Annotated in this window: 11 protein-coding genes; 5 read left to right on the top strand and 6 right to left on the bottom strand. The window is 60.0% G+C overall.

Going from position 1 to position 13,495, the window contains the following annotated elements; all coding sequences use genetic code 11:
• Positions 1-268 precede the first annotated feature (268 nt).
• The 3 genes from CPA59_RS05280 to CPA59_RS05270 all read right to left on the bottom strand — a co-directional run bounded on the left by CPA59_RS05280 (position 269) and on the right by CPA59_RS05270 (position 4,375).
• Positions 269-1,315, bottom strand: a complete 1,047-nt coding sequence (locus tag CPA59_RS05280; protein ID WP_107758843.1) for an asparaginase — start codon at positions 1,313-1,315, stop codon at positions 269-271.
• Positions 1,316-1,497: 182 nt separating this feature from the next.
• A complete protein-coding gene (locus CPA59_RS05275) occupies positions 1,498-3,174 on the bottom strand; it encodes a multidrug ABC transporter permease/ATP-binding protein (protein ID WP_100849092.1) in 1,677 nt (558 codons plus the stop codon).
• A 100-nt stretch (positions 3,175-3,274) separates the two neighbouring features.
• The gene (locus CPA59_RS05270) at positions 3,275-4,375 is read right to left on the bottom strand and encodes a 5-methyltetrahydropteroyltriglutamate--homocysteine S-methyltransferase (RefSeq protein WP_038918140.1); all 1,101 of its coding nucleotides are present in this window, start codon (positions 4,373-4,375) and stop codon (positions 3,275-3,277) included.
• A gap of 456 nt (positions 4,376-4,831) precedes the next feature.
• Here CPA59_RS05270 and CPA59_RS05265 point away from each other — a divergent pair, with 456 nt between their 5' ends.
• The gene (locus tag CPA59_RS05265) at positions 4,832-5,971 is read left to right on the top strand and encodes an alpha/beta hydrolase (RefSeq protein WP_369831429.1); all 1,140 of its coding nucleotides are present in this window, start codon (positions 4,832-4,834) and stop codon (positions 5,969-5,971) included.
• Between the two features lie 172 nt (positions 5,972-6,143).
• Positions 6,144-6,800, top strand: coding sequence for an HAD family phosphatase (locus CPA59_RS05260; protein ID WP_038918139.1), 657 nt, complete (start codon positions 6,144-6,146; stop codon positions 6,798-6,800).
• An 8-nt stretch (positions 6,801-6,808) separates the two neighbouring features.
• On the opposite strand, the gene CPA59_RS05255 is transcribed toward CPA59_RS05260, so the two are convergent.
• Positions 6,809-7,756 carry a LysR family transcriptional regulator gene (locus CPA59_RS05255; protein WP_038918138.1) on the bottom strand — a complete coding sequence of 316 codons (948 nt, stop codon included), beginning with the start codon at positions 7,754-7,756 and terminating at the stop codon, positions 6,809-6,811.
• A 173-nt stretch (positions 7,757-7,929) separates the two neighbouring features.
• On the opposite strand from CPA59_RS05255, the gene CPA59_RS05250 reads away from it, so the two are divergent.
• Together CPA59_RS05250 and CPA59_RS05245 are read left to right on the top strand one after the other, a co-directional pair.
• Entirely contained in the window at positions 7,930-9,357 is a 1,428-nt protein-coding gene (locus tag CPA59_RS05250) for a M20 family metallopeptidase (RefSeq protein ID WP_038918136.1), read from the top strand.
• An 8-nt stretch (positions 9,358-9,365) separates the two neighbouring features.
• Entirely contained in the window at positions 9,366-10,637 is a 1,272-nt protein-coding gene (locus CPA59_RS05245) for an MFS transporter (RefSeq protein ID WP_038918135.1), read from the top strand.
• 44 nt (positions 10,638-10,681) lie between these two features.
• Here the strand turns inward: CPA59_RS05245 and CPA59_RS05240 are convergent, their stop codons facing one another.
• Together CPA59_RS05240 and CPA59_RS05235 are read right to left on the bottom strand one after the other, a co-directional pair.
• The gene (locus CPA59_RS05240) at positions 10,682-11,878 is read right to left on the bottom strand and encodes an MFS transporter (protein ID WP_255412268.1); all 1,197 of its coding nucleotides are present in this window, start codon (positions 11,876-11,878) and stop codon (positions 10,682-10,684) included.
• Positions 11,871-12,401, bottom strand: a complete 531-nt coding sequence (locus CPA59_RS05235; RefSeq protein ID WP_107758840.1) for a GNAT family N-acetyltransferase — start codon at positions 12,399-12,401, stop codon at positions 11,871-11,873. The genes CPA59_RS05240 and CPA59_RS05235 overlap by 8 nt, the downstream gene beginning before the upstream one ends.
• A 157-nt stretch (positions 12,402-12,558) precedes the next feature.
• Here CPA59_RS05235 and CPA59_RS05230 point away from each other — a divergent pair, with 157 nt between their 5' ends.
• Entirely contained in the window at positions 12,559-13,440 is an 882-nt protein-coding gene (locus CPA59_RS05230) for a LysR family transcriptional regulator (protein WP_100849087.1), read from the top strand.
• Positions 13,441-13,495 lie beyond the last annotated feature (55 nt).

The following is a 13,495-nucleotide window of genomic DNA, read 5'->3' as shown; positions in this document are numbered from 1 at the left end:
CAGCCGCAGCGGGGACTGCTGCCAGCCGGCGCCTGTCGAACCAAGAGCAGAATCATACAGGCAATAATCCTCATTAAGAAAGCCTCCGCGCTGCCCCGGCATGGGGAAAGCCACTTCACGCCAGCTTTCCGTTTAAATTCAGCACAACACGCCATAATGCTTACCAAATATGGCAAGTTACGCCGTAAAAACCGGTGTTATGCCGCCGGTCGCATGACAAACAGTCAGGCCGCCAGTCGGCGGCCTGTGCGTGCGGCAAAAGCGCCGATCAATAGGTATGGAAATAGTCCTGGATCACCGCCGGATCGCTGGTGCGGGTCAATGCCAGCATCAACAGGATACGGGCATGCGCCGGGTTAAGAGAATCCGCGACCAGACCCGGCAGCGCCTCATCCGGCGGCACGATGCCGTTGCCGGTGCGGGAGGAGCGCATCACCACCACGCCTTTATCCTGCGCCTTGCGCATGCCGGCGATGCCGCGCACCGACACCGAACCCGCGCCCATACCGGCATAGACAATGCCTTTCACACCGTGGCTGATGGCGGCGTCGTACAGGTATTCCGGGTCATCCTGATACCCATAAAGAATATCGACTTTCGGCAGCGAGGTCAGGCCGCGCACATCGAACACCGAACGGTTGGTATGCAGTTTGTCGAGACGATTCTGGTAGTAGATATGGTTGCCGATCACGACCCCCAGATAACCTTCTTCATTCACCCGGAAACTGTCCAGCGTCGAGGCGTTGCTCTTGGTGATATAACGGGCGGAACCGATACGATCATTGAGCACCACCAGCACGCCGCGGCCGCGAGATTGTTTGTCGCTCGCCACGCGAACCGCCTCCAGCAGGTTCATCGGACCGTCGGCGCTGATGGCCGTGGCCGGACGCATCGCCGCCGCAAATACCACCGGCTTGTCGCTTTTCACCGTCAGGTGGAGGAAATAGGCCGACTCCTCCAGCGTGTCCGTACCGTGGGTAATCACCACGCCGTCCACATCATCACGCGCCAGCAGCGCGTTCACCCGTTGGCTCAGTTTCAGCACCACATCGCCGGTCATGTTTTCGCTGGCCATGTTGGCGAATTGCTCGCCTTTCACGTTAGCCAGTTTTTTCACGTCAGGCACGGCGTTGATCAGCGTATCCACGCCAAGCGCGCCCGCCTTGTAACCGGTGGTCTGGGTGCTCGTCGCCGCCGAACCGGCAATAGTACCGCCGGTTGCCAGGATGACGATATTTGGCAGTTTATCCGCCGCGTTGGCCGTAAAAACAAAGAAGAAAACAAGAATAAACAGAGATTTAAACCATCGTTCCATAACAGATTCTCTTTAATGGGTCAGAGGACGATCGGGCTGTTCCTGCCCGGAAACCGGCATCAGCCGATCGTTTTTTTTATCGAAAAACTCCTTATCTGCCAGCCGGAAAGCTGGCATCGGCGCTTATGTTGCAGCGCCCCCTAAAGGCTGTATAGCGTCTGATGGTCAACAGGAGAGCCAGATCACTGAATAAGCGGCCTATTTTCAGCGGCATCTTCTTCAACGAGGCTGATGCGGGCAACCGCATCGCGGCTGGCCTCGCGGCGGGCGTCGCCAACCAGTTCCACCAGCGTGCCGGCGCGCATTTCCAGCAGCCGGTCCGCCTGTTCGAAATAGTGGTCGTCATGGCTGATGGCGATAACGGTTTTTCCTTCCGAGCGTAGTTGCGGCAATAACACCTGATAAAACACCCGGCGGAATTGCGGGTCCTGATCGGCGGCCCACTCATCCAGCAGCAGAACATCGCGCTGCTCCGCTACCGCCAGCAGCAACGCCACCCGCTTGCGCTGCCCCTGCGAGAGCGACAAATTCAGGATGCGCTGCTCCGTGATATGCAGTTTCTGGCGCATATTGAGCCGGTCGAGCCAATCGGATACCAGCGATGTATCCGGAGCGCCGCCCTGCGGCCCCATCAGGCGATCAAACAGGTGGAAATCGGTAAACACCGCCGAAAACAGCGTCTGATACTGCTCCAGCGGCACCGGCCGGTTATCCAGCGTCAGCTCGCCCGACACCGGCGTGTATAGCCCGGTCAGCAGCATCGCCAGCGTTGACTTGCCGCTGCCGTTGCCGCCGATCAGGAACACCAGCTCGCCGCGCCGCAGCGTGAGATTGATCGGTCCGACCTCAAACCCGCCGTCGTCATAGCGAAAGCAGACATCGCGCAGCGTCAGGGTTTGCCACTGGCGGGGGGCGGATGCCGACGAAAACCCCGGCTGATAATCGACCAGTTTCAACTGGCGCAGCTTGTCAAACGCCACCTGGGCGCTGACCAGCGTAGGAAACGCGCCTACCGCCTGCAGCAATGGCGTGCGCAAAAACAGCAGAATCAGGGAATAGGTGGCGGCCACCGCGTTATCGGCCCAGCCCAGACTGTTGGCCATAAAGAACACCGCGCCGATCGCGCCCAGCATCATGATATTCGACCAGTTGATGGCGCTCAGGTGGTAGGTATCCGCCCGGATAATATGGTGACGGTAGTCGTCGGCATGGCGCTGATAATCCTGTTCATACAGCTGGCGCGCCCGGTCGCGGTTCAGCGACAGCTCTTTGCAGCCGTCGATCACCCGCTGGTAATCTTCGTGCAGCCGGTTTTCCTCTTCGCGCACCCGACTGAAATGGCGATACACGCGGGAAACCAGCCAGTAGCCGCCCCAGATGGTGAGCGCCACCCACAACGCCGTCACCAGCATCATGCGCGGTGACAGCCAGGCCAGATAAGCAGCGCAGCCGAAGGTCAGAATGATGCCCTGCACCAGTTCCGGCAGGCGCACAAACGCCAGCGTGATGGTGCGGATATCGCTGGCAAGGCTGGCCTGCAACTGCGCGGGGCCAATCTGCCGCAACCGTTCCAGCCCGGTGTCGAGAATACGTTTGATCAGTTGCCCGCGCAGGCGGCAGACGAAATGGTGGCCCAGCACGGTCAGCGCCAGCTGCGAAGCCAGCGTCACCGCCATCAGCAATACCAGTAAGCCGATGAACCCCGGCAGTACCTGCAGCGTCGGGCTAACGGCCTCAATCAGTTGCTGGTTAATGAAAGCGATCAGGCCAATCCCCAGCGCCGCGCTGGCGAGGCTAAGAAAGATGACGGTCAGGAACGGCCAGCGATACTGCCGGTAGACAAGGTGAAGTAACTCCATAATATCCGCTTTTCGGTAACAACGAGCGCAGCCAGTTTAATCAGCCCCGAAGCGATATCAAGAATTATTCTCACCGAGAATTATGCCGTCTTTCAGCAGCTTACTCCGGCAGCGTCCAGATCTCGCGGGCAATACTCACCATATGTCGCAGTTTGGCCCACTGTTGTTCTTCCGTGATGCCGCCCTGGCCGCCGTGTCCAAAGCCGCACTTCGGGCTGATGGCCAGCTGTTGCAGCGGTACATACAACGAGGCGGTATTGATCGCCATCTTGACCGAATCCGGCGCTTCCAGCGCGGCGCTGTGGGAATCCATGACTCCCAGCACCACTTTCTGGCAGCTCACCTGACGCAACGGCTCCAACCCGACCGGACGCCGGTCATCGTATTCGATGAACAGGCTGTCCACCGCCAGATTCGCCATCGCATGCCCCATCACCTCACGCCCGCAGCCATAAACCCAGTTGGGAGAAAAACGCCGGCAGCACATATGCAGGCTGATGAACATATCCGGCGGACGTTGCGCCAGCGCCTGATTCAAAGTACGGGTGCAGCGCTCCAGCAGATCGCGCAATTCAAACCCGGACGCGTTTTCTCGTTCCATCACCTTGCCGTCGCACAGGCGCGCCCAGAACAGGTCATCCAGTTGGAGATAGCGACATCCCTGGCGATAAAACGCCTGGATCACTTTGCGGTACACCGCGGCCAGATCATCGCAAAACGCGTCCAGCGACGGGTAAACGTCATTGTTGCGGATAGCCGGATACATCAGCATGTTCGGGCTGGGAAGCGTCTGTTTCGCCAGAATCTCCCCGTCGTTGCCCACCGCCTGATGCAAAAAGCGATAGTGGGTCAGAAAAGGGTGCGCGTCGTCAAAATCGAGTTTGCCCACCACCCGCAACCGGCAAGGCGCATCGCCGTCCGGCAGGGCCGTGTCATCAACGTCAATACCCGTCAGGCAGGAGAAAAAATCGGTGATACCGTCGCGAATACGCAGTTCGCCATCGGTAATCGCGCTCAGACCGCAAGCCTTCTGGCGCTCGACCACATTCAGCACTTCTTCGTTTTCGATTTCCGTGAGCCGATCGTGGGTCATGAGCCCCTGCCGCCACGCCTGCCGGGCCTGCTTAAGGCGGTGCGGCAATAAAAAACTGCCTACATGCTCGGCGTGAAACGGCGGATAAGGTTTTTTCACTGTGCGCATCTCACGCGTCCTTTTGGTTTACACGACACTGTTGGTTTACACGACCGGTTTTGCACGACAATGTCTGCGCTTCAATGCGCGTCTGTTTGCTTGGGTTATCGTCCAGGCGGCGGACTGTCACTGATCCGTTCACCGATGTCAATCGACGGGGCGATGATTGTCGCACCGATTCCTCCTTATCGACAAATAACAAAATTTAATTATTTCATTGCTATTCATTTAGCCCATTCCACGATAGCGTATTTGCCTGCTATCGCCGTTTTCCGGCGCCACTTTTTTATACAAAGGGAAATTGTCCCTACCGGCCGCTATCGTTATGATTCAACGGATGGTTTCCGTCAATCCACCCGTCATACCGTCTTATTATTGTGCGCGCTCGCCCGCAAGGATGGCTTTATGGAATACACGCTCCTCTCTGTCTCGCGCCGGTTGTTAACGGCAAGAACGCTGGCGCTGATGCTGGCAATCACGCTGCCGCTGCTTGCCGCTTGTGGTCGTACCGCGCTTCCCCCGCTGGGGCAGCCTTCTTTCGATGCTTACCAACAGCAAACCGAACAGTGGGTACGGCAACATCGGGCGTTTCAGTCCGACGATCTCCGACAAGAGCTGCGCTGGAATACGCCGCAGGAAACCCGCCCGGCGGACTCCCCCCGTAAAGGCATCCTGCTGGTACACGGACTGGGCGATGCGCCCGGCACCTTCAGCGATGTCGCCCCGGAGTTGGCGCGGCAAGGATACCTTGTTCGCACGGTGCTACTGGCCGGACATGGCACACGGCCGGAAGATATGATCCCGGTGTCGCTCGACGACTGGCGACGGGTGGTCGCCGAGCAGGCCAGACTGTTGCAACGTGATGTGGATGAAGTGTATCTGGGCGGGTTCTCCACCGGCGCTAATCTGGCGCTGGAGTATGCGCTGGAACATCCTGAGATCCGCGGGCTGGCGCTGTTTTCCCCCGCTATCCGCTCTAATGAAACCTTTGACTTCCTGACGCCGCTGATTGCCCCGTTTCGGGAGTGGTTGCGCACGCCGCGACCGGGAGCGCCCGCGCAACTGACGACGCGCTACCTGCGGGTGCCCACCAACGGCTTGGCCCAGTACTATCTCTCCAGCCTGGCGGTGCGCCGCCTGCTGTGGCGCCATGATTACGACCGCCCGGTGCTGATGGTGGTTGCCGAACACGACTCGGTGCTGGATACCCCCTACCTGCGACAGCTTTTCCGCACCCACTTCACCCACCCCGCCAGCCGTCTGATCTGGTACGGTCAGCCGGACAACGCCATAACCAGTCGGGAACAGATACGCGACGATCGTCTGCCGGATTGGCGCATCAGCCAGTTCTCACACATGTCGGTGCTGTTCTCGCCGGATAACCCGCTGTATGGCAGCAACGGCTCGGTGATACTCTGCAACAATGGTCCTACGTCTGTTGCTGCCGACCAATGCCGCGATCGCAGCCGGTTCTGGTATTCCGACTGGGGCTATCAGGAAGAGGGTAAAACCTATGTGCGGCTAACCTTCAACCCCTATTTTGACTGGCAGAACGGTATCATGCGGGAGGTTCTGGCGGCGTCTGACCAGACACAACTGCGCTGACGCGCGACTGTCATCATTGACCAATACACTGGTGCGTCGGCGACGCTGCGCCCGACGCACCATCCGCCGCGAACCGACCGCGTGATACCTGTTTTTCACTTAATTTTTTTCAATTACTTGTTTTTAAATTACTTTTTCTAAATTAACTGTTTTTCACTTCCGGAGGCCCCCGATGGATTTAGCCCTGTTTGATCTGGACGAAACCCTGATCTGCGCCGATAGCACCGGCTTGTGGCTGCGCTGGCTGGAATCGCAGGGATTTGCCGGCAAGGAACTGCTACAGCAGGAACAACACCTGATGCAGCGTTACTATCAGGGCACATTGGCGATCGAAGATTACATGTATCTTTCGCTGTCGCCGCTGATTGGCCTGAGCGCCGAAACAGTCTCCGGCTGGGTGGACCGCTTTATCCGGCGCGACATCCTGCCCCGGCTCTACCCGGCGGCGCGCGAGCGCATGGACTGGCACCGTCAGCGCGGCGATACCCTGATCATTATTTCCGCCAGCGGCGAGCATCTGGTACAACCCATCGCCCACCATCTGGGGGCCGATCACGCGCTGGCGATCGGCGTTACGCTGGAAGACGGGCGTTTCACCGGCGACATCTACGGCATGCCGACGTATCAGCACGGTAAAGTGATCCGGATACGCGAATGGCTGGCGCAACGCGATGGCGAACCATTCGACCAGTTGCACGGCTACAGCGATTCGCTCAACGACCAGGCAATGCTGGAATTCGTCGATCAGGCTTACGCCATCAACCCGGCGCCAGAACTGGCGGCGCTGGCGCAGGAGAAAGGCTGGCGTATCTGCCGCTGGCAGCGCTAGCCGGGCGTTTACCGGCTACCGGAACGTATCGGCTCCAGCCCGATATCCGCCGCCAGACGCGCATGCTCACGATCCAATTCGTCGATGATAAAGGTGATGAAATGGCTTAGCGCGGCGGAGCGATGCTTGCCCGCCAGCGTCTGCACCTGCAGGCTGCGCTGGGTCAGCGGTTCGCTGCGCACCGGCTTGAGCAGCAAACCGTCCTCCCGCGCCCGGTACAGCACCGAAAAATGGCTGCAAGCGGTAACGGCATCCGGCGTCTGCTGCATGAAGTAGTAAAGCGCGGAGAAGTTGTTGCAACTGAGCGCCGGTTCCAGAAAAGTGCCGCTCATCCGGCAGGAGAGATCGAACAATTGGCGAATGGTGGTGCCCTGCTGCGGCAGCACCAGCGGAAACCCGTGCAGATCCGCCAGTTGGACCGCTTTGTCCGCCAGCGGGTGATCCGGCCGCATCAGCAGTAGCACTGGTGCCGGGTAAGACGCCATCACCTCGACGCCGCGCTCCGGCGACAGGCTGAACTGAAACGCCACATCGCATTCGCCGTTGCGCACCATTTCCGATACCTGTATCGCGGTGCCGACCTGTAGAAAGAACGTCACGGCCGGGTTGTCCTGCCGGAAACGGGCAAACAGCCCCGGCAGCAGATCAAACGCCATGCCGTCAGTACAGGCGACGCGCACAAACGTTCGCCGCACCGCCTTCAGCCCCTGAATCTCGGCAATGGCGTACTCCATGTCCATCATGCTCTTGCGCACGTGGTTTTCCAGAATTTGCCCGGCGTCGGTCAATACCATGCCCCGGGCATGGCGTTCAAACAGCGGTGCGCCGATGCGTTCTTCTAGTTTGTGAATCTGTCGGCTGATGGCCGACACCGCCACAAACAGCTGCTGGCTGGCGGCGCTCAGGGAGCCGGTATTGGCGACCGCCAGAAAATACCTGATTTCGTTACTATGCATCGCATCGCCCCTCCGCCTGCCTCGTTTTTGTGCAAGCAAGCTTTATATTAAAAGCAAAGCTTGCTTGCAATTATTATTATTGTGGCAATGCTGGCGATGATTTAGAACGTGGTTAATACCATCACTAAAAAAACATCACTAAAAAAACATCACCACAGACAGACAGGCACAACATGACAACACCACAGGTTATTCAACAGGCGCTGGCGTATTTCGACAGCGGCCGCTTCCGTGACGTACTGGCGCGTCGCGTCGCTATCGCCAGCGAAAGTCAGCGCACCGACCGGGACGCGGCGTTGCAACAGTATTTATCCGAGGAAATCATCCCGGCCCTGCAGGCGCTGGGTTTCGAATTACAGCAAATCGATAATCCGGCCGCGGCCAACCGCCCGTTTTTGATCGCCTCGCGCATCGAAGACGCCGCCTTGCCCACCGTGCTGTGTTACGGCCACGGCGATGTGGTGTTCGGCGACGACGAACACTGGAGCGAAGGGCTTTCCCCGTGGCAACTGGTGGAACAGGCAGGCCGCTGGTACGGTCGCGGCAGCGCCGACAACAAAGGCCAGCACTCGATCAATATTGCCGCGCTGGAGCAGGTATTTCAGGCCCGTCAGGGACGACTCGGTTTTAACTGCAAGTGGCTGTTCGAAATGGGCGAAGAGATCAGTTCGCCGGGATTGGCCGAGGTGTGCCGCCAGCATGCGCAGGCGCTGCAAGCCGACCTGTTCATCGCCTCGGACGGCCCGCGCCTCAACGCCGAACGCCCAACGCTGTTCCTCGGCTCGCGCGGCTGCGTCAACTTCCGCCTGACCATCCGCGCCCGCGAGCGGGATTACCACTCCGGCAACTGGGGCGGTCTGCTGAGCAACCCCGGCACTCAACTGGCCAACGCCATCGCCAGTCTGGTCAACCAACATGGTCAGATGCAGGTGGCGGCGCTGAAACCGCCGCGCCTGACGCCGGCATTGCGCACGATTCTGGCGGACATCGCGCCCGGCGGGCAAGCGACGGATCCGGCCATCGATCCGCAGTGGGGCGAAGCGGGTCTGAGCCCATCCGAGCGGCTGTTCGGCTGGAACACGCTGGAAGTGCTGTCATTCCTGACCGGCAATCCGCAGCGGCCGATGAACGCCATTCCCGGTCACGCCACCGCGGTATGTCAGTTGCGTTTTGTCGTCGGCACCGACTGGCAGCAACTGGCGCAGCATCTGCGCCATCACCTCGACGAGCACGGCTTCACGATGGTGGAAATCAGCGACGTGCGCGGTACGCCGGCGACCCGTCTCGACCCGACCGACCCGCTGGTGAACTGGACGCTCGACCTGATGCGCCAAACCAGCGATAAAAAGCCGGCGTTGCTGCCCAACCTCGGCGGTTCGCTGCCCAACGAAGTGTTTGCCGAAATTCTCGGCCTGCCGACCCTGTGGATCCCGCACTCTTACCCGGCCTGCGGCCAGCACGCCGTGGATGAGCACATGCTGGTCAGCGTTGCCCGCGAAGGCTTGCAGATCATGACCCGCCTGTTCTGGGAACTGGGGGAACAGGGCCACGCCGTTCTGGCGCAACACCGTGCACACCGTGCCGCCCACGAGCAGAGCTGAGGTGAATCATGACGACTGCATCCGTTTCGCACTACAGCACCGCGCGCCCCAGCCTGTACAAAACGCTGTTCGCCACCTGCATCGGCAACGCGCTGGAATGGTTTGACATCGCGGTATACGGCTTCTTCGCCAATTACATCGCCCATGCGTTCTTCCCCACGCAGGACCCGGCAGTATCGCTGCTGCTGGCCTTCGGCAGCTTCGGCGTCTCTTTCCTGATCCGGCCGCTGGGCGCGGTCGTGCTGGGCGCTTACGCCGACCGCGCCGGGCGCAAGGCATCGCTGCTGCTGTCCATTAGCCTGATGCTGCTGGGCGGCGCAATGATTACCTTTATGCCCACCTACGCCAGCATCGGTCTGGCCGCGCCGGTGCTGATCATGCTGGCGCGCCTGATTCAGGGCTTCTCCGCCGGCGGCGAGTTCGGCAGTTCCACCGCGTTTCTGGTGGAGCACTTCCCGGAACGCCGCGCGTTTATCGCCAGCTGGCAGTTCGCCACCCAGGGCGCCAGCACCCTGCTGGCCTCGGCGTTCGGTCTTGGATTATCGCAATCGCTGAGCGAAGCCCAGATTCAGGAGTGGGGCTGGCGTATCCCGTTCGCCTTCGGTCTGCTGATTGGGCCGGTAGGGTTGTATATCCGCCGCCACGTGCATGAACCGGCAGGCTTCGAACAGGCCGAGAAAAGCCATGCGCCGATCAAGATCCTGTTTACCCGGCAGAAAGCGCTGTTTCTGATTGCGGTCGGCCTGATGGTGATTTCCACCGCCATCAACTACATGCTGAACTATGTCCCCACCTATGCCACCAAGACGCTGCACCTGCCGTCCGGCGCCGCCTTCAGCGCCACGCTGATCGCCGGCATTATTTTGACGGTCGTCACACCGCTGGTTGGATTGTGGGCGGAGAAAGTCGGCCGGCTGCCGCTGATGTGGGGGGCGCTGCTGCTGTTGGCGGTCACCATCTACCCGGCATTCTGGCTGATGACCCAGCACTTGTCGGCCGTGTCGCTGATTGTGGTGGTAGGCTGGATGGCGTTGTTGAAGTCGGTGTATTTCTCCACCGTGCCGTCGATGATGGCCGACCTGTTTCCGATCTCCACCCGTGCCAGCGGCATGGCGATCAGCTACAACGTGGCGGTAACGGTGTTCGGCGGTTTCGCCCCGTTCATCTGTACCTTGCTGATTAGCGCCACCGGCAGCAGCCTGGCGCCGAGTTACTACCTGATGATCACCGCGCTGTTGAGCGTACTGGCGCTGTGGCAGGCGCAGCAGCGCCAGCGCTGACCGCACGACCTCCGTCAGGGCGTCACGCTTACGCTCTGACGGAATCACTCATCGGATAGCAGAACCGAGCGCGCAGCGCGCTGCCGCGTCAGATAAAGCAGCACTGCGGTCAGGGTGATCAGACAGGCTACGCCGAAAGAAAACATCAGGACGCCCCGATCGCCGATCGAGGCCCTGAGCGCCGCATAAACCGACGGTGCGGCGGCAGAAAAAAAGAACCCCGGCGTCAGCAACAGCCCAATCCGGGAGGAGTATCCCGCCCGGCCAAACAATTCCAGCGGCAATGCCGCCTTCACCAGCGTACTGAGTCCATTCACCGCGCCGTATCCGGCGACAAACAGTACCGCCGCTATCAGCGACTGTTCCCCCAGCAGCGCCAGCAGAAAACAGACCGGCAGCCCTGCCCCCAGAAACAGACTCAGCTTCAACGCCGGAAGACGTCCGCCCATCAGCACATCGCCCACCCGGGCGCACACCTGGCCTACGCCCCACAACGCGCCCAGCGAGGCCGATACGCCAAACCCAGTCAGTATTGCCAGCAGGTGCGCGGAAATGCCGGCGGACAGAAAGCTAAACAATGCCATCAGCACCGCGTACAGCACCGCGGGAAGCAGGGTCCGCGCATCCGCGGTCAGCGAGGTTTGAGTCTGCTCCCCGGTCCGGTGCGCCAACTGCGACGCCGGTTGCGGCAGCGCCCACAGCCACAGCAAACCCGATAACACGATGACGCCGTAAATCGCCACGCCCCAGCGCCAGCCCAGCCCGTTCAGCAACGCCATGCCCAACGGCCAGAACAGGGACGATGAGATGCCGCCAAACAACGTGACCAGCGAAATAGCGCGCCGGGCCTCGCCGCCATACAGTGCGACCAGCGTGGCGAAGGCCGCTTCATACAGCGACAGCCGCATCCCGACGCCCAGCATGACCCAGGCCATAAAATAGTCCGTCATACCGGTGCTCGCGGCCATCAGCATACAGCCGGCGGCGCTGCCGCCACCGCCCAGCATCATGACTCGCCGGCCGCCTGCCCGGTCGAGCAACCGACCGGCGTAAGGCGACAGGCACCCCATGACCATCAGCGCCAGCGTGGCGCCGGAAAACGCCAGCGTCGGGCTCCAGCCGCGATCCGCCGCGATGGCGGCGCAAAACACGCCGGGAAGGTAGAACGCCGTTCCCCAGTTAATCAGTTGGGTCATGCCGATGCAGACGGTGACCCGGCGGCGTCCGGCGGACTCAGACATGCGGCAAAGAGGCATCCCCCTCCCCCAACGCGCGTTGCAGCAACACGGTATCCACCCAGCGACCATGCTTCATACCTACCGAACGCAACGTCCCGATCCGCTCAAAGCCCAGCGACAGATGCAACTGCAGCGAGGCCTGATTTTCGCTGTTGCCCACCACCGATATCACCTGGCGGTATCCCTGCTGCTCCGCCCGCGATAATGCGGCGGACAGCAAGCGCTTACCGACGCCTTTCCCCAGATGGTCCGGGTGCAGATAGATCGAATCTTCCAGCGTGAAACGGTAGGCAAAGCGGGTGCGGTACATCCCCAGATAACAGTATCCCAGCACCTGCTGGTTTTGCGTCGCCACCAGCCAGGGCAGCCCGGCATCACGGATTTTCTGCCAGCGCTGGCGCATTTCCGCCTCATCGGGCGGTTCGGTTTCAAAGGTGGCGATACTATGCAGGACATGTTGAGCATAAATATCCCTGATGGCGGCGATATGTTCCGCCCGGGCATCCTCAATTATAATGGCGCTCATTGGTGTATCCTTGTCAGAACAGCGAGTTAGCGATTAGGCTTAGCCCCCTTGCCGCATCAACCAACGTGTGCGGAAGCGGGACTTCAGCTAGCTTAACCAACGCCCGATATCGGCAACAGACACAAACACTTATGCCCGTCATAAAGGAAAGTTTGATATGGCCAGGTTGAATCTGGAACTGCTGGAAACCTTTACCACGGTGATACGGGAAGGCAGCTTTTCCGCGGCGGCCAACCGGCTCAATCTGAGTCAACCCGCGGTCAGCCAGCAATTCCGTCAACTGGAGCACTATTTTGGCGTGCGGCTGGCCGAGCGCAGCGGTAAAAACCTGCGGCCAACGCCGGCGGGCGATATGCTGTTGATCAAAGCGGAACAGATTCACCGGCTGTTGGGTGAAACCCGTCAGGCCATCGCCGAATATACCGAAGATGTCATGGGACATGTGATTCTGGGCACCGGCGCCACCGCCTGCATTCACCTGATGCCGTCGTTACTGCGTCAGTTGCGACAGGACTACCCCCGACTGACGGTGGGCGTGCGCACCGGCAACACCCGCGACATTATTCAGGCGGTAATTGACAACCGCATCGATGCCGGGCTGGTGACGCTGCCTATCCCCAGCGCCAACGTAGCGGTTACGCCGGTGATGGAAGACGAACTGGTCGCCATCAGCAACGACCCCGCCTTCCCCGAAAGCATCTCGCCGGCATTTCTGCATTCCCGACCGCTGATTCTATTCGAGCGCGGCAGCAGCACCCGCACGTTGATCGACCGCTGGTTCAACGACGCAGGCACACAACCGCAACCGGTGATGGAACTGGGCAGTATCGAAGCAATCAAAGAAATGGTGTTGGCCGGGCTGGGATGCAGCATCGTGCCGAAAATGTCGGTGGGTTCTGACGCGCTGGCGTCGGCGTTTCATATCCGGCCACTGAGTCCGACGCTGCACCGAACACTGGCTATTGTCATGCGGCAGGATAAACCGTTGAATAAGGCGTTGCGCCTGGTCCTGGAAAGGCTAAAAAAAGGAAATATATAAAAATAGTTAACCACCTGATAATTTATCAGGCCATTGATATATTTTCGAAATAGCA

This window comes from Dickeya sp. Secpp 1600 (assembly GCF_003049805.1).
Lineage (GTDB): Bacteria > Pseudomonadota > Gammaproteobacteria > Enterobacterales > Enterobacteriaceae > Dickeya > Dickeya fangzhongdai.
Note: the sequence above shows the minus strand (reverse complement) of the source record. Positions and strands in the feature narration are given on the sequence as shown.